Raw genomic sequence first — 21,859 nt, forward strand, 5'->3', positions numbered from 1 at the left:
AGTTTTCCGCATGCCGTGTGCAAAAAAACCGCCGAGCAAGCTCGGCGGCTAAATTCGCTTCGTTGCGTTTAATTCGGCCGCAAACTATTCGTATCGCACGATCACGTCGCCGCAGCGGGTGAAGACAATTTTCACGCAGCAGCCGCAATCGTAGGAATACGTCACCACGCCGCGGCCCAACAGGCCGCACTCACTGCACACTTTTGGATCTTTGCAGCAGGCGGGCAAGCACACGGGAATTTCCGCCACGCAGGGGCAGCAGCAGCAATCGCACGGATCCTGCACTTTTAGCGTTTGGCTGACTTTTGGCCCGCAGCAATCGCAGCAGCCACGATACGTAATGCAGGGCTGATACGTTTTGCACCCGCACGCCGGCGCCGGGGCGGTTTGGCAACAATCGCCGTTCATGAGCAGCGAGGCGTTTTTCACCAAGGCGGTTCGGTCATTTTTAACGGCATGGGCCGGCAGTTGGCTGTCAGCCTGCAGATTGGCCGAACAGGCAATCAACAGCAGCCCGGCGGCTACAAAAAAGCTGATGTTTCTGAATTGCAACATCGGATGTCTCCTCAAAAAACCATGATGGTTGTGATTTCGGCAGTTTATGGCGGAGAGGCATTTTCAGCGCTTTCCACTATGCCAACGATGGCATATTTGCCGTGCTATTCAAGGGGGACACGCGGCGGGGCAGCGGGAAAACATTTGCCAGCAACGCGTTCTGGTTTGCTCTTAATCCTTTTATGAACTAGGTTTGCTTTGCGGTGCGGCGCAATTTCATTTCCTGCTGTCGCGCCAGCAATACGGTTTCAGGCGCGGGGTTGAACAGCGACCACCGGGCTGTAATCCCAGCGTGTTTCGTCGTTCTGCAACTTATCACTTCGGCAGAACTGCGGCACGGTGAGCCTGTTGACCGCCGTTAGAAAGCCTTCCTTCGGCAGTTCGAACCTGACTGGTCTGAGGATTCCTCCGTGTCGATTTCCACCGCTCCTGCGGCCTGCGCGCCGCTCAAGCAATCACTGGCGGCATTCCGGGCAGGGCAGGAAAAATACGCCCAGTTTGTGAACGATGTGCTAGCCGATTTGGAGACCATGCACCGGCGACTGACCGAGGCAGAGCATCAAGTGGCACTGCAGCGCCAGCAACTTTCCGAATTGCGCAGTCCCTTGTCCGAAGAATACCAGCAAGCTTCCCCCGAATTGCCGGCCGGCAATTACGAGCTGCAAATTCGGGTGGCCGAGTTGGAAAGCGAACGCCAGGCACTGGAGGAAGAACTGGAAAACATTCGGGCCCGGGCCGTCGACATGGCCGAAACCATCGCCGGCCAAAAACGGCAAATGTCGGAAGAGCACACCCAGTGGATGGATGAGCTGCGGCAGTTGCGCCACATTCTCGACAAACAAACCAATTGGATCACGCAGCAAAGCGAGACCGGAATTTCGCTGCCGGCGGCGGGAAAAGTTGGTCGCCCTTTTGGGCCGCTGCCCAGCGAACACGTCGCTTCCGCCATGCTGCAAATCGATGCCGACGATTATGGAACGCTTCCCGCGGAGCAGGCCCTGACATTTTCGCAGGAACCCGCCGCCAATGATCGTCTTACCGCGCGGGAAAATGAAGATTTAGATCTGGCGTCGGTGCTTACGCAGTTTGAACGCCAGCCAAAAAACATGTCTCGCCGGGGCAAATAGAAATAGCCGTTATTCCCCGATTTATCGCAGGAGGACATTTTGCTGATCGAACAAGCCATTTTCACTTTCGCCAAAACCGATCATGCGGCCGGTTATCAACTTTTGGCCCGCAGCCCGGGCGTCACCGACCGTCAGGCGCGCGAATTGGCCGTGTGGGGGCCATCGCACGATGCGTTGAACACCGACCGAGACGAAGCGTCGAGCGTGAATTTTCATTCCCTACCGTGCGGAACTTACTGCGTATCGAAAACCGTGGCCACGGGGCAGGAGCACAACGGCTGGGGCGGAGCAGATGTGTATACCCAATTTCTGCTCGTGCCTTCCGCTGTGCTGGCCCGGTTTGCGAATAACCCGTTTGCCGTGTTGCGGGCGGCTTGGGCCAAAGGCGTGTTGGCAGTGCACGAACAGCCGCCATCGGTGTTGGAGCCGTTCACGCTGGCGGGGCGGTCGGCAACCGTCGACGAAGGTTTGCTCGCGCAATTTGCCGATCAATGGGGACCGCAAGGCGTGGCCCGATTGATTGCCGCGGCCCTACGGCCGGGCATCCAATTGTTAGCCGGCGCCCAACATTGTGAAACGTTGATCGGGGGGCTGCTGCAATGCTTTCCGGTGGAATGCCGGGGCGAATTGACGTTCACCACCGGGTTACGTTTTTCGCCCCGGCGTCCGTTTCGATTGTCTCCGCTTTCCAGTGACGGCGCCGAGCAGCGCCGGGCCTTACGACACGAAGGGGTCACGCTGGTTGATCTTTCCCGTTGCGACATGGCCGATGCGGAACCGCGCGGATGGGCGGCCTACGTGGCAGAAGCCATCCGTGGCGATCGACTAGCGCGGCTAATCAGCGTATTGCAGCAACCGCGCCCCAATTTGCGCCTGGACGATTTGAACGCGCTTGGAGAACAGTTGCTGGAAGAATTGTACTCCGAACCGGCGATTGTCGCTGTCCATTCCGAACAACCCGCCCCGCAGCCTGCCGCGCGATCGGCATCCGGAACGGAGCGGCTGTTTCGCACCGATCGACCGCGAAATCCAAAACCTGCGGAGCCAATTTCCAATCTACATCTTTCGGATGCGCATCCAGCCCAATTCAATTCTCGCGAAGCGGAGCGGCATTCAGCTGGCATAAGTTTTGGCGGGTCGGAAGCAAAAATACCCACCGTGGCCGATCCCGCCGCTGTCGAACTGCTGGAACAACTTGACGATGCCGTGTACGAAGCCGTCAACGGAGTTGCCGGGGCGGTCAATCATGCTTCCCGGCTATGGGCGCAGCTTACGCAGCTTCTTCCCCCGGCGACGCAGGCAGCCTTGCGCGAACAATACTTGCACTACGCCTTTACGCTGTGGAACACTTCGCATGAAGAAGGCGTTCGCAATGCCGACAAAGCGATCGGGGTCCTCGAAGTTCTGGCCGTGCTATTTAAGCCGGAATGACGGAGAATGACCCATGACCAAGCCGAAACGACCAAAGATTTGCGGCTGTACACTCCGTTCTCGATTGTGCATTGGGATTTGCTGGGCCACTGCGTGTGGTCATTGGTCATTTCCATCGAGCATCAACTGCTTGAAGTGCGCGAACAAGTACGCGCTGTCGTGCGGCCCGGCCGAGGCTTCCGGATGATACTGCACGCAAAAAGCCGGCAGCGTGCGGTGTCGTAAGCCTTCGATGGTGTGGTCGTTCAAATTGCGGTGGGTGATTTCCAACTCGGCGGGCAAAGTGTCTTCGGCGACGGCAAAGCCGTGGTTTTGCGAAGTGATTTCCACCTTGCCAGTCTCCAAGTTCTGCACCGGCTGGTTGGCCCCGCGATGGCCGAATTTGAGCTTGAAGGTTTTGGCCCCGCACGCCAGCGACAACAACTGATGCCCCAAGCAAATGCCAAACACCGGCACGCGCCCCAACACGCCGCGAATGGTGCTGATGGCGTAGTCCAATGGTTCCGGGTCGCCGGGACCGTTCGACAAAAACACGCCGGCCGGCTTGTGGGCCAGCACATCGTCGGCCGTGGCTGTTCCGGGCAATACGGTAACACGGCAACCCATGTCGGCCAAATGCCGCAGGATGTTCCACTTCATCCCATAATCGAGCGCCACCACGTGCAAATCGGCGGTTGCTAAAGCGGCGGCCCCGGCTTTGGATGCCGACGGCCCATGACTATGGCCGTTTGATCCGCCGTTGCAATGCAATCGGGCGAGCTCGTGGAGTTTTTCGTTCCAGGTGCGCGGTTGATCGGGAATCACTTCGCGCACTAAATCGCGCCCGACCAGGCCCGGGCTGGCTTTGGCTTTGGCTACCAGGCGGGCGTCGTCCAAATCGCGGCTGGACAATACCCCCTTCATCGCCCCGCTGCTTCGCAGCCGCCGGACCAACGCGCGGGTGTCGATTTCCGCAATCCCGGGAATTCCGTGCCGCTCCAAGTATTCGTGCAGCCGGCCAACCGAGCGAAAATTGCTTTCCCGCCGGCTCCACTGGCGAACAATAAAGCCCGCCAATTGTGGATTTGGGCTTTCCACATCTTCCGGATTGACCCCGTAATTGCCGATTTCGGGGTACGTCATGCAGACAATTTGCCCGCGGTAACTGGGGTCGGTCAAAATTTCCTGGTAGCCGGTCATCGAGGTGTTAAAACAGACCTCGCCATCGACTTCGCCGGCCGCGCCAAACGCAGTGCCGGTAAAAACGGCGCCGTCTTCCAGAGCTAATTTTGCAATTTGGGGCATCGTTCAATGTTCAATTCAAGTTGCAGCCGACTGGTTGCAATCGCGAAATGTTTTCGCGGTTTTCAGCATTCGAATTTAGCTGTCGCCATTTCGTGTCGTCATTCGTCATTCCGTCGCTGCCGGTTGGTCAGATTGTGCGACTCACGCGGGCGTCCGCAAGGCCCCTTAAAGTCTGATAGCACGCTGGCCCGATACGCTTTCTACGGCTGTGGGTCTCCAGTTCTGGATGCGAATTCAGAATTGGACAGCCAATTTGGAGGGTTCTTGTCCCGGCGAGCAAGAACCCTCTTTTTTTGCGCACATTAGCCATGCCAGAGCACGGCCGCAGCACATTATAAAGCAGCGGGCGCGGAAATTACAGATGCAGCCAAGTCGGCCGCATTTCCACTGAGAACGATGGGATTGAGCGTGGTCGTTTTCGATTGCGGGACTGCTTCGCGCTGCAAAATCGCGATCAGACTCACGCCGCGGCGATAACCGGCCGATGCGCCGTCAATCGCCCCGATCAGCCGCCGCCGTTCCCCGGCAAAGCACGCTTCCAAAGCCGAATTGATGGGCGGCGCGGGCAACGTAAAATCGGTATTCGCGGCGCCCGAAGTTCGGCCGCGCCAACGGTTCATCGCTCGAATTCCGCGAATTAGCGGATATAGCCGGCTATTGAAGTGCGACAACAATCGCGGATTCACTGGCAGGCCGGTCCACACGGCAGCCAAACTTTGTGCGTCGTAACGCCGATAATGGCCAAACGCCTCGTCATGCGGGCTCCACAGCCGCATGTCGGCCGGCACGGTAATTAAAATTTGAGCACCGGGCGGGCAGGCGTCGACAATGCTGGCCAACAAGTCGCGATCGTCGGCCACGTGTTCCAGCACGTCGGTCAACATTACGACCGCCGCTCGGTTCAACCTGTGCTTCACATCCTGTGGAGCAAATCCGCAAACGAAGGTGACGCCCAGAAATCGCTGGCGGGCCAGCTCGACAGCCTCAGCCGAGGTGTCGACTCCCAGGCAGCGATATTCGTCGGCCAAAGCCGCCAAATTCGCCCCGGTGCCGCAGCCGATGTCGACGACCATCGGGCGAGATTCGATGGCTTTGACGGCCTCTCCCATCGTCAGCCGGCGATGCAGCCGCCACCGGTCATCCAATGGACTCGATCCTGGCGGTGCAATTTTGCGAATCACGTCGCGCAAAATCCGCCGTCGGGCGACAAACCACCAATGCCGCTGTTCAATCTGCGCATGAAGTTGAAATTGTTCCGACTGCATGCACAAGTGTAGGTTACGTCTGCGCCGGCGTCTGACGGCCTACATTTCTGGTCGAAGCGGCAGGGCCGTTGTTTTTCGGCTCGCTACCCAAGCAGCGCGCGATATTCCGCACCGCTTGACGGATGCGGTTTTCGTTTTCGATGAGCGCCATGCGCACGTAACCCTCACCGGCCGGGCCAAAACCAGCCCCGGGGCTTACGACCACGTCGGCTTCTTCCAGCAGCTTCATGGCAAAATCCAGCGAGCCCATTTTCGCCCAGGGCTCCGGAATTTTCGCCCACAGGAACATGCTGGCTCGCGGCGGCGTCACATTCCAGCCGATGCGATTCAACCCGTCGCACAGCACGTCGCGCCGGAGTTGATATTCCTTGGCTTGCGCCTCCACGGCCGATTCGCAATGCCGCAGCGCCATGATGGCGGCAATTTGCATGGGCCGGAACATGCCGTAATCGTAATAGGCCTTGATCGTGCCCAAGGCCCGCACAATTTCCGCGTTGCCAGCGCAAAATCCGATTCGCCAGCCGGCCATGCTAAAGCCCTTGCTCATGGTCGTGAATTCCACGGCCACGTCTTTGGCGCCCGGCACCGCCAGCAGACTGGGAGCTTGATAACCGTCGAAGCACACGTCGGCGTAGGCCAAATCGCTGATCAAAATGAAGCCATATTTGCGGGCCAGCTTGACCGCCTCGACGTAAAAGGGCGGATCGACCGTCACGGTGGACGGATTGTGCGGATAGTTCAAAATCACCATTTTCGGACGCGGCTCGATGTGCTGGCAAATGTAGGCCACGTTCGAAAGGAACTTTTCGCTGTCGGCCACTTCCAGCGTAATGGCGTTGCCAGAAGCCAGCGACACGGCGTACATGTGGGCCGGATACGTGGGGGCCGGCACAATGGCGGTATCGCCCGGGCCAATCAGGGCCAGGCACAAATGGCTGAAGCCCTCCTTGGAACCCAGGGTCACAATTACTTCGCTTTCCGGGTCCAGCCGCACGCCCCACTTTTTTAAGTAGCGGCTGGCGACTTCGCGCCGCAATTGCATGATGCCCAGCGACGGGCTGTAGCCGTGGTTCTTGGGATCGTGGGCCGCTTCGGCCAACTTGTCGATGATCAAATCGGCCGGCGGATCGGTGGGATTGCCCATTCCCATGTCGATGACGTCGTCGCCGGCGCGGCGCTTCTGGTACATCAGTTGATTCAGCCGGGCGAACAAATAAGCGGGCAAGCGCTTCATCCGTTCGGCCAGTTGAATTTGGAAGGGTCGCAGATCGTCAACCGGTTCGGGTTTATCTTCGGAATTGGTCATAGACATCATGCGGCGCCCCTGGCGAGTTTCATTGTGGGGCCCGATCTGGCAAATATTTGGCCAAGAAGCCCTACCTCAAGAATAGCCGCGCATTGGCACGGCGAAAAGAGACGCGCCGTTCGACGTAGGTTCGGGCAACTTTCCGCGACCTTGAGGATTAAACCGATTATCGCTGCACGGCAGAGCCGGCTCGCGGCTGATCGGCGTCAGATTGCGATGCGGAATCCGACCGTGCGCTGGAAGGCGAAGCAGTCTGCGTGGACGGCGGGTTTCGCGGCAAAAGGCCCGTCGTTTCGTAGGCGGCCGGCACGGTGGCGGAATCGATCATCGTGCGATCGATGGGGCCATTGGAACCTGGTCCCGTCGACGAGAGGGCGCGGGCGCCCGCTTTCGCCTCGTTCCGCTGCGGCGATTGCGAGGTTCCGGCCAGGTAATTGTCGATGCGGGCTTCCTCCTTAAGACGATCGAATTCGCCCGTCATTTTCAGCCGCATCTTCTTTTCGTGCACGTCTTCGTAAATCAGATTCTTCACCTCGTCTTTGCTGACCTGGACCGACTTGGTGAATCCTTCCATGTACATAATGACAAACTTATCGCCCACTTGAACGATGCCTGAAATCTCTCCGGGCTTCAACTTGAAGGCTTCTTTCTCCAGTTCCGGTTGGCCGCTGAATTGGCGGATGGGAGGCACGCGGCCTTCGTTGGCGCGGCTGGCCGGTTCGATGGAATACTGCTCCGCCAGCTTGCCGAAGAAATCGACCGATGGATTGTCGCGGGCCTTTTGCCACACTTCCTGGGCCCGACGCTGGGTGTCGAGCACGATGGCCCGCACTTGCGCTTTGGAGCCGTAATTCGATTTGTAACCCCGTTCAATGTCTTCATCGGTCACGGGCACGTCGCCGGCGATGAGCTTGAGCGCGGCGCTGGGCCACACGGCGTCGTGCAGGTATTTATCCATGGGCATGCCCTCGTCGGTGATCATTTTCAGCCAGGCGTCGACGTCGGGTTTGCCGTCCCGTTTCAATTTGCCGGCCGCCAGGGCCGCCCGGGCAACTTCCGCGTCGAGTTCTTGCTGAGTGACCGTCATGTGTTTTCGCTTGAGTTCTTGCTCCAGCAGTTTGCGATGGATCATGACTTCCAAAACTTGCTCGCCGTGGCGGTCGATGCACGCCTCGGACAGCTCGCGGATGGTAATCGCTTTGCCGTTGATGGTGGCGGCCACGCCGGGCATTTGCGCCCGCTTGACCGGATCGTTGTACACGTTGACCACCTGCGATTCGTCCTGCAACTTTTTGAACACTTCGGCGGCGACGGTGCGCAGCTTGCGATCGCGCACAAATTCCTCCAACCGGCCGCGAACCTGCTCCTTTTGGAAGCCCGAGGGCTCGGTTTGCCCTTCGCATTTGAGGATCACAAATTGGTTATGCACTGGAACCACCGGCGAAATGTCTCCCTCCTTCATTCCGAAGGCCGCTTTTTCCACGTTGGGGTCGCCAATGTGGCGGCGAATCGGTTGGATCAATCCGCCCAGGCTGGCGCTGTTCCCGTCGATGCTGTACTTGCGGGCCAGCATTTCAAAATCGCCGGGGTTCGCGGCGGCCTTGGCCTGCACGTCACGCGCTTTGTCGGCATTGTCGAGCACGATGATCCGGGCTTTCACGGCCACGCCGAATTCGGCGTCGTAGGCATCGTCGAGTTCCTGCGGCGTGGGCTGAATGCGTTCCGCCGCCAGGCGGCGTAGCGCCAGCGTCGGCAGAATAATATCGTCGGCGTATTGCTGCGCGTTGATGCCCCGCTCTTGCTTCAGCATTTGCAGCCATTGATCGACCGGAATGGAAAACTGCTTGGCCATGCGGGCAATTTCCTCGTCGACATCTTGCTTCGTGACCTTGATTCCTTGTTTATCGCAATAGGTGAGAATCAGATATTTATTCATCACCGTTTCTAGCACGTCCTTGCCGAACTGGGCCAGGCATTCCTGAGCCAATTCCTGGCGATGAATTTCCTCGCCGTTGACCACGGCCACCGTTTGCTGCTGCGACGACGTGGCATTGTTGCTTTGCACCGTCCCCGGATTGCCCGGCGCGGGCGCGGAACCATGTGCCGAGGAGTTGCCGCTGGGTGATGCGGCATCGGCGGCGCGCGATCCTAAATTGATGCTGCTGCGTCCCGGGGTTTGCGCGCCGGCCTGTTCACGCCCGCCAATGGCGCGAATCGCCACGCAAATCGCCACGACGCCAATGGCGCCGGCCAGCGGCAAAAAACGACGTTTCCACTTTCCCCGGCCGAGCGGCTCGGGGGATGCATCCATGCTAGTCATGACGGTTTCTCCATAAACCGTTTGAGAACTGGGTCGTGGGCGTGGCGTGCGATCGTCATCCTTTCCTTCATGGAAAAGCCCCGCCAGAAGGTCTGTTCCGGGCCCTCTGGCGGGCGCCATCGCCTGCTTTGAGGCAAGAACTATAGGCCCGATGCGATGCGGAGGTCAAGAGAACTTGGCCCGTTGGCACAATCTACGAAATCAACAAGCCACGTCAGCGAACTGCCGGGGCATCGTAAGAAGCAGGGCGGACATCGGTCGATCCGTCCGTGCTAGCTTCATAGGCACTCAACCACGATTGAATTTCCTGGGCACGCGCTTTTTGCCCCGTCGCATGGGCTATCTCTGCGGCTTGGTGGGCCGCCGCAACGGCCTGCTGGTGTTGATTTGTCCGCGCATACGCCACCGCCAGGTTCAACGCACAAACCAGGTCGTTCGGACTTAACCGAAGCACTTCCTGAAAGTGTTCAATCGCTGCTGCAGGCTGGCCACAGCCGACCAAGGCAATTCCCAAGTTAAAGTGGGCTTCCGCATAATTCGGTTTCAATTGCACCGCAAGCTGATACTGCTGAATCGCCTGCGGAACGTGCCCCGTGCTCACCCATGCCGCCCCCAGGAGGTTATGGGCCTCGGCCAAATTGGGATTCAATTGCAGCGCTTCGGCAAATTGTTCCATTGCTTCGTGCGTGCGGCCCAACTGCTGCAGCGCATTGCCCAAATTGCTGTGCGCCGCGGCATCGTCGGCATCGATCAGCAGCGCGGCCTGAAAGTGCTCAAGGGCCGCTTGCCGTTTTCCAGTGTCCAACAGCAATGTTCCCCAGTTATTGTGGGCGTCCGCATCGTTGGGATTCAGTCGCAGCGCTTCTTGATATTCGGCCAGCGCCTGCTGCGATTGCCCGGCCTTGGCCAGCGCCACGCCCAAATGATTGTGGGCCTGCGCGTAATTCGGCTTGAGCGTTAATGCTTGCCGATACTGCTCGATCGCTAGCTCTGTCTGATTGCTTTCGGCCAGCGCAGTTCCTAAGTTGACGTGTGCTTCGGCGTAATCCGGCTTCAACTGTAATGCCGCTTGATATTCCGCGATAGCTTCGTCGACACGCCCCGCTTGCTCGAGCGCGTTGCCCAAGTTGTTATAAGCCAGCCAACAATCGGGATTTTTCGTCAGTGTGTCTCGGTACAGCACCTCAGCGCTGCCATATAACCGGCTCTGCTGCCACGAGAGCAGCATGAACACACCCACGATTGCCACTGCGGCGGCCTGGGCCATTTTCCGGGCCCAAATCGCAGTCCACCGCCCGGCAATTTTCCAACCCGTCGCTGTAATTAGCGCAATCAGGGCCGCCGCGGCATGATACTGGAAATGGTCCGCCACGAAGGAAAACCGCTGATAGCACACATTGCAAAATCCGAGCACCGGCAGCAACAATCCTGCAAATATCAATGCCGCCGCCAGTGGACCACGGCCGATTTTTCCCCGCGCCAACCAGAATACCGCCAAAACCGTAACCGCCGCCAGCGGAAACAAATACTGCCACCACACGTTGGCATCGATGGTCCACCGCGGATTGATAAATGTCAGCGGATTCGGCCAAATCAATTTGCTGGGATAGAACCATAACGCACGACCAGCGATCAGAATGCGCTCCAATAACGAAGCTGCGCCATCAGCCGCGCTGGCTCCGTTGTAAACCGTCTCGATCCAGACCGTGACCGCCGCCAAAGCAAAACCCAGCAGAAAGAACGGCGTCAGCGGTATCACCGTGCGCCAGCCAATACTGCCCCGTTTCCACCAGTACAAAACCAAGAGCACCGCCGGCAATGCCACCACCTGCGTTTTGCTGAGCAGCGCCAGTGCGAACAGAACCAGCGCCGCCGCATAGTATCGCCAACGAAACTTGCACGGAGTCTCAGCCATCGAACGTGCCGGGGACGGGGAATTTTCAATCGGCTCGAACCGCAAATAACACAACATCGAAGCCAGCCCGAATAGCAGCGACAGCGTGTTTTTCCGCTCCGCAATCCACGCCACCGATTCCACGCACACCGGATGCACGGCAAAAATCGCCGCCGCCAGCCAAGCCCCGGGCACGCATAACCGAACCAGCAGACGCCACAACAGCACTGCACTGATGGCATGTAGGGCGATATTCACTGCGTGATAACCCAATGGTGCAAGACCCCACAAATGATATTCCACCCAAAACGTGGAATACACCAGCGTGTAATAGTCGGGTACAGAGCCAGGTTCGAACCAGATGCGCCGCAGCCCGTCGGCGGAGCGCAAGGCCGAATTGCCGGTCACGTAGACGTCGTCATCAAGCACGTAGCGGCCGCGGAAGGCCGGCGCATACGCCAATCCCACCATCGCCACTAACAACAAACCTGGCAGCCAGCCGCGATGTGACAAGCGGATAGTACTGACCACCGATCGCCGAACCGGCGACGGAGCTACCGGGGCGGTTTTTTTTCGTGATTTCATCGTGATGGCTGAAAAAGTTGCGGCTTGCCCAAATGAGGGGCGCGAACTTTAGGCTACATTGGTTGCCGCAGCAAGAGAAATTGCGGCGAACGCAAAAGAGAAGCAGGCAGAAAGGCCCAGCAGCAGTCAGCAAGAATTTATTGTTCCATCACTTCGGCTTCTTTCGCCTTAGCCAAATCGTTAACCTTGTTTTCATATTGCTTGGTCAACTCTTGAATTTGTTCCTTGGCCTGCTTGCATTCATCTTCGGTCAAGCTACTGTCTTTTTCGGCATCATCGGCCGCTTTGTTGCCGTCGCGCCGGACATTGCGAATGGAAACCCGGGCGTCTTCCCCCATTTCCTTGATGCGGCTCACCAGTTTGCGGCGCACGTCGGTGGACAGCGGCGGCACAGCAATGCGAATCACCCGGCCATCGTTCGATGGGTTGAAACCCAGGTCGCTGGTCCGAATGGCTTTTTCGATGTCTTTGATCGTGCCCGGATCAAACGGGCGGATGACAATTTGTGTCGGTTCCGGGGCGCCCACTTGCGCCACCGATTTCAAAATGACCGGAGCGCCGTACACTTCCACCCGGAGCGAATCGACCAAGCCCGGATTCGCCCGGCCCGTGCGAATACCCGTCAGCGCGTGCTTGAAGACGCTGGCGGCTTTTTCCATCCGCTCTTCCACGTCGAAGAGAATTTCTTCCGAAGACATACCGAGGCGATAACTCCTAGCGATAAACTGCGCGGGCTAAACCGCAAGCGAATGGAAACTTTTATTTCACTGCTTGCTCGCCGTGCTGGCTGGAAATGATGGTGCCCACCCGTTCACCGCGCACCGCCCGTTCGATGTTGCCTTCCTTCTTGAAATTGAACACCACGATGGGCATATTGTGTTCCATGCACTGAGCGATGGCGGTGGGATCCATCACCCGCAAGTTTTGATCTCGCACCTGGCTGAAGCTCAATTCGCGGTACAACAGCGCGTGGGGATTTTTTTCCGGATCGTCGCTGTACACCCCGTCGACCCGCGTGGCTTTGAGCAGGACATCGGCTTCCAATTCCAAGGCTCGTTGGGCGGCGGCGGTGTCGGTGGTGACAAATGGGCTGCCCGTTCCGGCGGCTAAAATGACAATGCGGCCTTTTTCCAAATGCCGGCGGGCCCGGCGGCGAATATACGGCTCCGCCACGCCATCCATCCGCACGGCCGAAAGCAGCCGCGTTTCGGCCCCTAAACTTTCCAGCGCGTCTTGCAGCGCCAGGCCGTTAATGACCGTGGCCAGCATGCCCATGTAATGGGCCGTGGCTTCCTGAATGCTTTCGCCGGCCGCGGCGGTGAACTGTGCACCGCGCAAAATGTTGCCGCCGCCGATCACAATGGCAATTTCCACGCCCCGCTGCGCCGCCTGATACGTTTGTCGGGCCGTATGGATGACTTCATCCATGCTGATGCCGCGTTCGCGGGCGTGGCAAAACGTTTCGCCGGAAAGCTTAAGCACGACACGGCGATAAACGAGAGTGGATGAATCGCTCGACATTGCCGACCCGCAAAGTTTGAAAATGTCTGAAAGACGGAATGTCTGAATGCCTAAACGATTAGAATCCTACGGTGGTATCAAATTCATTCAGTCCTTCAAGCATTTAGTCATTCGCCCATCATTTTCCCAGTTCCCAGTGCACTAAACGCTTGATCGTCAGCTTGGCCTCTTTGGCCAGTTGGCCGACAGTTTTCTTTTCGTCTTTCACAAACGGCTGCTCCAGCAGCACGCGTTCGCTGTAAAAGTTCCGCAAGCGCCCCTCCACCATTTTGCCGATGATGTTTTCCGGCTTGCCTTCCTGCCGAGCCGCAGCCGAAAGGATTTCCCGCTCTTTGGCCACCACCGCCGGATCAAGCTCTTCCTTGGTCACGGCCTGCGGACGCATGGCCGCCGTGTGCATGGCGATGTCTTTGGCGACTTCCGGGTTGCCTCCCTCGAATTCAATCAGCACGCCGCTGGCCCCGTTGTGATGCACGTAACCGCCGCTGAGTCCGTCGAACCGCACAATCCGAGCCAGGTTGAATACTTCGCGGATTTTGTTGGAAAGGTCATCTTTCTGGTCGCCCAGCGTTTTGCCGGCCCTGTTCGGCGAAGGCTGCTTCCACAAATCTTCAGGTGTTTTTGCACCGGGTCCCAACGCCAACTGCTGGGCCAAACCGCTGGCCAGCGCCAAGAACTCTTCGTTATTGGCCACGGGCGCGCTTTCGCAGCGCAGTTCGATCATGGCGCCGACTTTTTTCCCGGCGTCGATAAATTGAGCAATGCGTCCGGAGGAAGTTTCCCTTCCGGAGCGTGATTCCATTGTTTTTTTGCCTTGCTTGCGCAACCAATCGACGGCGGCCGTTTCATCGCCGCCGGAAAACTCCAGGGCCTGTTTGCACTCCATCATCGGCAAATTGGTTTTATCGCGAAGCGCCTTCACGGCGGCGGCGGAAACTTCGGGCATTGCGCACTCCGTAGATGCAAGGGGCGAAAGACGAATCTAGGCCAGAACTTTTGCTAAACCGCCAGCGGTTTAGCAGAAACTAATTGAAACCTTCCATTGCTCCTGAATCGTCAAGCGGCATTTTATTCTTCTTCCCCGCCCCCGACACTGGCGGCCGCCATCATGCCTTCCTGCTTTTGCTGCTTGGCCGTGGCAGCACTGGTTTTTCCTTCCAGCACGGCGTCGGCCAGTTGCTGGAGCACGATTTCAATCGACCGAATGCTGTCGTCGTTGCCGGGAATGGGCAAATCGATTTTGTCCGGGTCGCAATCGGTATCGATCAGCGCCACGGTCGTGATGCCCAGCTTGTTGGCCTCGCTCACGGCGTTGTGTTCTTTCTTAGGGTCAATCACCACCAGGCATTCCGGCAGGCGATTCATCGTTCGCATACCGTTCAAATTGCGGAACATTTTGCGAAACTCGCGCTTCAGCGCCGACTGCATTTTTTTGGAGTACGTGTCGAATTGCTCCGATTTGATTAGTCCCTCCAACTCTTCCAACCGGCTCAACCGATTGCGGATGGTGCGAAAGTTGGTCAGCGTGCCCCCCAGCCAACGGTCGCTAACCCGGGGCTGATTGCAGCGGACCGCTTCCCGTTCGATCGGCTCGGAAGCCTGGCGCTTGGTCCCCACAAATAAAATCAAGCTCCCGCCGGCGGCCACTTGCTTCAGATATTTTTTCGCCCGCAATAAGCCGCGAACGGTTTCCTTCACGTCGATAATGTGAATCAGATTGCGGCGACCGTAAATGTAGGGCCGCATTTTGGGATTCCAGCGACTGGCTCGATGGCCGAAGTGAACCCCGGCTTCTATTAACTCCTTGGCTGAGATATTAGGTTTGGCGGTGACCGTGGACAAACAAAACTCCTTACTTGGCACACCGGCTCTGGAAAAGCAATTAGCGATTAGCGACTAGCAATTAGCGGAACCGGATTCGTTGTCCGGCTAGTTGCTAATTGCTAACCGCTAACGGCTTTCTCGCCGGCGTTGGGCTAATCGGGCGGTTAAAACTACGATGTTGCGCTTGGCGGAAACATTCCGCGTGGCAAGCCGTTCATGCTATCAATTGTACCAAGTTGCGTCAACCGGGCTAGGCAACGAAACTTCTTTACGCGTTTGGATTTAGTGCGGACGATGAAGTTTACTTTCCAGCGCCGAAATTACAGCGATTTCCCCCCGACGAATTACGCCCGCCGCAAAAGCGGCTAGAATAATGAGTTCTTGTCGCCGATGGGCACCCGTTTGCCGAGGTCGCATTCTCTCACGATGGGCCGCATCAAACCAAAATCTGTCCCGCAACTGTTTCGTCTGACTCCGGAATTGGAAAACCAAACTCTGGCGGCGGCTTTGCGCCACTGGTTGCCCGATTGTTCCTGGTCGCAGGTGCGCAAGCTGATCGAATCACGCCGAATCATGGTTAGCGGAAACGTGTGTGTCGATGCCGGCCGGCGGCTGAAATCGGAAGACGTCGTCAAACTACTTTCGCAACCGGCTGTTGCTCCGCCGCAAGAACACGACGTAAAAGTGCAATATCTCGATGCCCACGTTGTGGTCGTGGAAAAACCGTCCGGCATGACGACGAATCGCCACCGTGAAGAAACGAATTGGCCTAAGCGGCGGCGGCAAATTCAGCCCACGCTGGACGAGCTGCTGCCGCACATCATTACGCAAATTGAAGGCCGGCGCGGCAAACGTGGCGTGCCGCCGCCGGTTCGGGCCGTGCATCGCATCGACCGCGACACCAGCGGACTGGTCGTTTTCGCTCGCACACATGCGGCTGAGCGAATTCTAGCCCAGCAGTTTCGGCAGCACACCACACAGCGGCGCTATCTGGCCATTGTCGAAGGCGAGGTGAAAGCCCAAACCATCAGCAGCCATCTGGTGCGCGACCGAGGCGATGGCCGCCGCGGCAGCACCACGCTGCCCGATGTCGGCAAATTCGCCACGACGCACGTTCAACCCCTGGAAACAGCCGCCGGCTACACGCTCATTCAATGCCGCCTGGAGACCGGCCGAACGCATCAAATTCGCATCCATTTGTCGGAGCGCGGCCATCCGGTCTGCGGCGAAAAAGTGTATCGTCAATCCAAATTCGGCAAGCCTGACGAAGATTCAAGCGGCGCCCCGCGCTTGGCCCTCCACGCCGCTGAACTCGGCTTCGTTCATCCGGTCACGGGCAAAAACCTGCGATTCCAAGCGCCGCTACCGCGCGACCTGGCCGACTTCTGGCGGCAACTGAAAAAGAAAGCGGCGGCTTCGAAATGACCAAGCGCACAATCATCCTCGTGCAGCTACCGATTCCGCCCGTCGGCCCGGAGCCGATCCGCGGCAACGTGCCGCTGGCGGCCGGTTACATGAAAATGTTCGCCCGGCAGTGTGGATTGGAAGCGCATTATGACATCGATTTGCTTCCCACGATCGAAGCGAACGCGCTGGGCGATCAAGCCCTGGTCGAAGCCATTCTCGCCCGACGACCATGGATGGTGGGCTTTACGTGTTATCTGTGGAACATCGAACGGACGCTGTGGATCGCCCAGCAAATCAAACAGCGCGAGCCCAGCGTGCAAATTCTGATCGGCGGGCCCGAAGTCACGCTCGATAATGCGTGGGTGATCCAGCATCCGGCCGTCGATTACGCAGCCATTGGCGAAGGGGAGCAAACCTTTGCCGATTTGCTGGCGGCGCTGGTCGAGCATGATGAACCAGCAAAAACAATTCCGGGATTGATTTGCACGAGCGTGCTAAACCGCAAGCAAGGGGCAGGCGCGGCGGCGAAAAATGGTAATCATCCTCATTCCCCATTCCCCACTCCGCATTCCCCATTTCCGTTTCTTCCCCGCCCGCCGCTGCCGCATCTGAACAATATTTCCTCGCCGTACCTGGCCGGCATTCTCGATGCCGCCGACGAGCGAATGCTGCTGCTGGAAACCATCCGCGGCTGCATCTTCAAATGCAAGTTCTGTTACTACCCGAAAAGCTACGACGATCTGTATTTTGTGTCTAAGGAGAAAATCGTCGCCAACTTGGAGCACGCCCGGCGGCGCGGCGCGAAGGAAGTGGTGCTGCTTGACCCCACGCTCAACCAGCGCCGCAACTTTCCCGACTTCTTGCGGCTATTGGCTCGCTGCAATCCGGGGCGGGGATTCACCTATTTCGGCGAGCTGCGGGCGGAAGGTATCACGCCGCAAGTTGCGGCACTGCTGCACGAAGCCGGCTTTACCGAAGTGGAAATCGGTCTGCAATCGATCGACCCGTTGGCGATGGAGTTGATGGACCGCCACAACAATTTGCGGTCGTTCGAACGCGGGGCCCGGGCGATGCTCGACCTGGGCATTAAAGTGAAGGTCGATTTAATCATCGGCCTGCCCGGCGACACGGTCGACTCGGTCCGCCGCGGCATCGAGTACATTCGCACCACCGGCCTGTACAGCCAGGTGCAGGTGTTCAACCTGGCGGTTCTCCCCGGCACATCGTTCCGCCAAGAAGCCGAGGCCCTGGGTTTGATTTACCAAAATCGCCCGCCGTATTACGTGCTGCAAACACCTACGCTTTCGACCCAACAGATGTACGACCTGATGGCCGAAGCCGAAGATGCGTTCGAAACCGAATTCGACCCGCTGCCGGAGCCGGCACTTCATAAAGCCGCGACCGTTGGTCGCGCAGCGTTCGGCAAAATCGATTTTTGCCACACAAATCTCGACGAACACACCTCATCACCCGATCACCCCTACACCTGCTCACACCCACACCTCCGCACTCAAGTCTTCACACTGTGGCTGCAATCCGCTGATTTCCACGCTCAGCGCCAGCGCGCGGCCCAAATCGTCCAACAAATCTTGTCCGACAACCCCTTCACCACTCTGCAGATTGTGCTGGAGCCAACGGGCGATCTGGCCGAATTGCCGGAGACATTGACGACCTGCTGCTGCGACGCCATTCTCCGCGCCGCCCTCAAGCAGCCGACTTATCTCGACCGCTTTTACAGCGTGCAGCCGGGCCGCATGAAAGGCGCCAAGCGGCTGATTGTTGTCCTGCCGGCGGAACTGCAGGAGGCGCTGGGCACCGAACATTCAAGATGGCTCGACGAAATTAGCGCGTTTGCAACCCTCGTGTGGCGCGACCAGCAAATGGCAGAAACGATTTCGATTGCTGCTGCACAGCAACGATAAACCCGTCCGGCAAGTTCAATCGCGCGGTCCAATTTCCGGCGGCGGAGGCAGTGGCTTTCCTCTGATCCAGTACCAAAACAAACCGATCGGCAGCACCACGATATTAAGGACCATGCCGGCCCCCATCACGGCCAATAGCCACACCATCTCCGCGACCGCCTTCACCTTGCCGGTGGAACGCTCTGCACCGTCTGGATGGCGCTTGCGCTGAATCCAGGCAACCAACAGAACAATCGCCGCCAGCGGGAGCAATAAAATGCCCAGCACAACCGCCACGCAAAACAGTGCAAATAGCGCTACCTGGGCTAGAAACGAATTCTTCGAATGTTGAACTTGACTGTGCATAAGCAACCGAGCACGATCGCCCGGGCGGCAATCGAGCGCAGGACGGTAGTCGTGCCGCTAAGCTATCCAGCTACCGGGCAAGGATTCGAACCTTGAATGAGGGAGCCAAAGTCCCTAGTGTTACCGTTACACCACCCGGTAGTTTCGCGTTGCCCCTTTGTTTCTCCCTCTCCCTTTGGGAGAGGGTTGGGGTGAGGGGCCAGCCGCTCGCCGACAAGTTTAACCGTTGTGCCGCTTCATGGACAAGGCGCACTGCCCACGGGTCAGGTTCGCGGCAGAAGCAGCCAGATAAGGCTTCGCGCTTCTGAGAAATGCGGCGATCTCCGGAGTCCCACAGCAATTACTCGTCGGCAGAGCCCGTTTCGCCGCGGTTGACGACGGCGAACGAAAGCTGCTCCAGCTCCATCGCCAAATCGACCCCTACCAGGCTGACGGTCTCCGGCAACACCAGTGTGACCGGGGCAAAGTTCACCACTCCCTCCACGCCGGCGGCCACGAGCTTGTCGGCCACGCCTTGGGCGGCGGTGGCTGGGACCACAACCATCCCCAGCTTGATCCTTTGCTGACGAACCACTTCGGTGAGTTTGTCGAGATGGTAAATGGGCACGCCTTCAATCGATTCGCCCACGCGGCCCGGATCGACGTCAAATGCCGCCACGATTCGAAAATTCTGCAGGCCAAATCCTTTGTAGCCCAACAGCGCCCGGCCCAGGTTGCCGACCCCCACCATCGCCACGGGCCAAATGCGGTCGGTCCCCAAGATGCGGCGAACGGCATCGATCAATTCCTGGCAGCGGTAACCGATGCCCGGATAGCCGAAATGCCCAAAATACGCCAAATCTTTCCGCACTTGGGCGTCGGTAAAGCCCAGCAAGTTTCCCAAATGGCTGGAGCTGGTGGTTTGATGTCCATCGCGCAATAGCCTGTGCAGTTCGCGCAGATACAGGCTCAGCCGGTTCACAACCGCCTTGGGAACGGGACCCTCCGAATCTGACAAGGTTTTAGATTTGGGCTGGCTCATCATGCGGGCGGTACGTCATTAAGAACGGAAATTGCCGCCGGAGGCAGCGGGATTACTGTAATTCAGCGGTTTCGCGACGGCAAGTCTGAGGCTGGGCGGCCATTTTGCGGCCCGATTGATTTGCGGTGTCTGCAAACACCCCTCTCCGGGCCTAAAAAACGACCAAAGGCATGTCGCGCGTTTGGAATTGGTCCGCTCCCGACATCAGAAACTCTCTCCTGGTCGGCTGGCACGTAACTCCATTAGCCCCGAAAGATATTTAGCCCTTACAGTTGGAAAAGCCGTTCAATTGGGCACAACGGGACGTTGCTAGCACAACCCATGAAGTCGCCATGAACCTACACTATTTCCTCAAATTGGCCAGGACTTGCGGCCAGCTAGCTCATCGTAATCCATTTAGATTGACGATATTTCGAGCTAATAAGGCATTAGGACGTAACTCTGCGTCGTTTGCGAACACAATCCTTTTTTCGTCATCTACGAAATATGGGATGGATAGCTAATGCGGCACGATTGTATCGTCCGATGAAAACCGTTGACGGGCGCTCTCCGTCTCGACCAGACAACATACCGCTCAAGGCGACTTACCAAGGGAGTAAAGCGATGAACAGGTTTTTGGGTGTAATGCTGACCACGGTGGTGCTCACCGTCGCCACAGCTCAACTCGCCCAAGCCGGATACTGTGGGGCAGGCAGCTTCAAGCTGTGTTCCTGCAGTTGTGATTCCGTGAGCTATGCCGGCGCGCGACAAAACTGTTACACGGTAATGAAGACCTGCAAAGAGGTCGTCTACGAACAGCAGAACTACACCTGCTACAAAACGGTTTGCGAGCCGGTCACGGAAACCAAAACTATCGACTGCGTGAAGTACGTCGCCGAAACCGCCTGCCGCGAGTGCGAATACACGGTCTGCAAGCCGGTCTGGGAGACCAAGACCCGCACCTGCACTTACACCTGCTGCAAGCCGGTTTACGAAACTTGCTCCAAAAACATCTGCTACACCTGCTGCAAGCCCGTCTGGGAGACCAAGACTAAGGAAATCTGCTACACCGTCTGCAAGCCGGTCTACGAAACCAAGACGCGTGACATCTGCTACACCGTCTGCAAGCCGGTCTACGAAACCAAGACCCGCGACATCTGCTACACCGTCTGCAAACCGGTCTACGAAACCAAGACTTGCAACTACACCGTGTGCAAGCCAGTTTACGAGACTAAGACGCGCGACATCTGCTACACCGTCTGCAAACCGGTGTATGAAACCAAGACTTGCACCTACACGGTCTGCAAGCCGGTTTACGAAACTAAGACCCGCGACATCTGCTACACCGTTTGCAAGCCGGTGTATGAAACCAAGACCCGCGAAATCTGCTATACGGTCTGCAAGCCGGTGTACGAGACTAAGACTCGCGACATCTGCTACACCGTCTGCAAGCCGGTTTACGAAACCAAGACCTGCACTTACACGGTCTGCAAGCCCGTGTATGAGACCAAGACGCGTGAAATCTGCTACACCGTTTGCAAGCCGGTCTATGAAACCAAGACCCGCGAAATTTGCTACACCGTTTGCAAACCAGTTTACGAGACTAAGACTCGCGACATCTGCTACACGGTCTGCAAACCGGTCTACGAAACCAAGACCTGCTCCTATACGGTCTGCAAGCCCGTCTACGAAACCAAGACGCGTGAGATTTGCTACACCGTTTGCAAACCCGTCTACGAAACCAAGACGCGCGACATCTGCTACACCGTTTGCAAACCGGTTTACGAAACCAAGACCTGCACGTATACGGTCTGCAAGCCGGTCTACGAAACCAAGACTCGCGACATTTGCTACACCGTCTGCAAGCCCGTCTACGAAACCAAGACGCGTGAAATCTGCTACACCGTCTGCAAGCCGGTTTACGAAACCAAAACTCGCGACATCTGCTACACCGTTTGCAAGCCGGTTTACGAAACCAAAACCTGCACGTACACGGTCTGCAAGCCGGTCTACGAAACCAAGACGCGTGAAATCTGCTACACGGTCTGCAAGCCGGTCTATGAAACCAAGACC

17 protein-coding genes and 1 tRNA gene are annotated in these 21,859 nt (G+C 57.7%); 5 read left to right on the forward strand and 13 right to left on the reverse strand.

Features of this window, described 5'->3' with window-relative positions; translation table 11 throughout:
* Positions 1 to 84: 84 nt before the first annotated feature.
* Positions 85 to 555, reverse strand: coding sequence for a hypothetical protein (locus VMJ32_04850; protein ID HTQ38331.1), 471 nt, complete (start codon positions 553 to 555; stop codon positions 85 to 87).
* 410 nt (positions 556 to 965) lie between these two features.
* On the opposite strand from VMJ32_04850, the gene VMJ32_04855 reads away from it, so the two are divergent.
* Together VMJ32_04855 and VMJ32_04860 are read left to right on the forward strand one after the other, a co-directional pair.
* Complete coding sequence (locus VMJ32_04855; GenBank protein ID HTQ38332.1) at positions 966 to 1,682, forward strand: hypothetical protein; 717 nt, start codon at positions 966 to 968, stop codon at positions 1,680 to 1,682.
* Positions 1,683 to 1,721: 39 nt separating this feature from the next.
* A complete protein-coding gene (locus VMJ32_04860) occupies positions 1,722 to 3,113 on the forward strand; it encodes a hypothetical protein (protein HTQ38333.1) in 1,392 nt (463 codons plus the stop codon).
* 99 nt (positions 3,114 to 3,212) lie between these two features.
* Here VMJ32_04860 and carA read toward each other — a convergent pair whose 3' ends face one another.
* From carA to rpsB, 9 genes are all read right to left on the reverse strand, one after another.
* A complete protein-coding gene (gene carA, locus VMJ32_04865) occupies positions 3,213 to 4,397 on the reverse strand; it encodes a glutamine-hydrolyzing carbamoyl-phosphate synthase small subunit (GenBank protein HTQ38334.1) in 1,185 nt (394 codons plus the stop codon).
* Positions 4,398 to 4,729: 332 nt separating this feature from the next.
* Positions 4,730 to 5,662 (reverse strand): class I SAM-dependent methyltransferase, encoded by a 933-nt coding sequence (locus VMJ32_04870; GenBank protein HTQ38335.1) that lies wholly within the window; start codon positions 5,660 to 5,662, stop codon positions 4,730 to 4,732.
* A gap of 13 nt (positions 5,663 to 5,675) precedes the next feature.
* Complete coding sequence (locus VMJ32_04875) at positions 5,676 to 6,968, reverse strand: aminotransferase class I/II-fold pyridoxal phosphate-dependent enzyme (GenBank protein HTQ38336.1); 1,293 nt, start codon at positions 6,966 to 6,968, stop codon at positions 5,676 to 5,678.
* 166 nt (positions 6,969 to 7,134) lie between these two features.
* Positions 7,135 to 9,288 (reverse strand): peptidylprolyl isomerase, encoded by a 2,154-nt coding sequence (locus tag VMJ32_04880; protein HTQ38337.1) that lies wholly within the window; start codon positions 9,286 to 9,288, stop codon positions 7,135 to 7,137.
* A 214-nt stretch (positions 9,289 to 9,502) separates the two neighbouring features.
* The gene (locus VMJ32_04885; GenBank protein ID HTQ38338.1) at positions 9,503 to 11,767 is read right to left on the reverse strand and encodes a tetratricopeptide repeat protein; all 2,265 of its coding nucleotides are present in this window, start codon (positions 11,765 to 11,767) and stop codon (positions 9,503 to 9,505) included.
* Between the two features lie 137 nt (positions 11,768 to 11,904).
* Positions 11,905 to 12,465 carry a ribosome recycling factor gene (gene frr / locus VMJ32_04890; protein ID HTQ38339.1) on the reverse strand — a complete coding sequence of 187 codons (561 nt, stop codon included), beginning with the start codon at positions 12,463 to 12,465 and terminating at the stop codon, positions 11,905 to 11,907.
* A gap of 61 nt (positions 12,466 to 12,526) precedes the next feature.
* On the reverse strand, positions 12,527 to 13,288 hold the full coding sequence (gene pyrH / locus VMJ32_04895) for a UMP kinase (protein ID HTQ38340.1): 762 nt from the start codon (positions 13,286 to 13,288) through the stop codon (positions 12,527 to 12,529).
* A 118-nt stretch (positions 13,289 to 13,406) separates the two neighbouring features.
* Positions 13,407 to 14,234, reverse strand: a complete 828-nt coding sequence (tsf, locus tag VMJ32_04900) for a translation elongation factor Ts (protein HTQ38341.1) — start codon at positions 14,232 to 14,234, stop codon at positions 13,407 to 13,409.
* A 122-nt stretch (positions 14,235 to 14,356) separates the two neighbouring features.
* Positions 14,357 to 15,130 carry a 30S ribosomal protein S2 gene (gene rpsB, locus VMJ32_04905; GenBank protein HTQ38342.1) on the reverse strand — a complete coding sequence of 258 codons (774 nt, stop codon included), beginning with the start codon at positions 15,128 to 15,130 and terminating at the stop codon, positions 14,357 to 14,359.
* Positions 15,131 to 15,538: 408 nt separating this feature from the next.
* Here rpsB and VMJ32_04910 point away from each other — a divergent pair, with 408 nt between their 5' ends.
* Positions 15,539 to 16,537: an RluA family pseudouridine synthase gene (locus VMJ32_04910; protein ID HTQ38343.1), complete on the forward strand. Its 999-nt coding sequence runs from the start codon at positions 15,539 to 15,541 to the stop codon at positions 16,535 to 16,537.
* Positions 16,534 to 18,441, forward strand: a complete 1,908-nt coding sequence (locus VMJ32_04915) for a radical SAM protein (protein HTQ38344.1) — start codon at positions 16,534 to 16,536, stop codon at positions 18,439 to 18,441. Before VMJ32_04910 ends, VMJ32_04915 begins: the two co-directional genes overlap by 4 nt.
* A gap of 15 nt (positions 18,442 to 18,456) precedes the next feature.
* Here the strand turns inward: VMJ32_04915 and VMJ32_04920 are convergent, their stop codons facing one another.
* From VMJ32_04920 to VMJ32_04930, 3 genes are all read right to left on the reverse strand, one after another.
* Positions 18,457 to 18,786, reverse strand: a complete 330-nt coding sequence (locus tag VMJ32_04920) for a hypothetical protein (protein HTQ38345.1) — start codon at positions 18,784 to 18,786, stop codon at positions 18,457 to 18,459.
* 70 nt (positions 18,787 to 18,856) lie between these two features.
* A tRNA-Gln gene (locus VMJ32_04925) sits at positions 18,857 to 18,927 on the reverse strand.
* Between the two features lie 199 nt (positions 18,928 to 19,126).
* The gene (locus tag VMJ32_04930) at positions 19,127 to 19,810 is read right to left on the reverse strand and encodes a redox-sensing transcriptional repressor Rex (GenBank protein ID HTQ38346.1); all 684 of its coding nucleotides are present in this window, start codon (positions 19,808 to 19,810) and stop codon (positions 19,127 to 19,129) included.
* A 600-nt stretch (positions 19,811 to 20,410) separates the two neighbouring features.
* On the opposite strand from VMJ32_04930, the gene VMJ32_04935 reads away from it, so the two are divergent.
* Positions 20,411 to 21,859: hypothetical protein (locus VMJ32_04935; protein ID HTQ38347.1), on the forward strand; the 1,449-nt coding region annotated here is incomplete at its 3' end.

Source organism: Pirellulales bacterium (assembly GCA_035499655.1).
GTDB lineage: Bacteria > Planctomycetota > Planctomycetia > Pirellulales > JADZDJ01 > DATJYL01.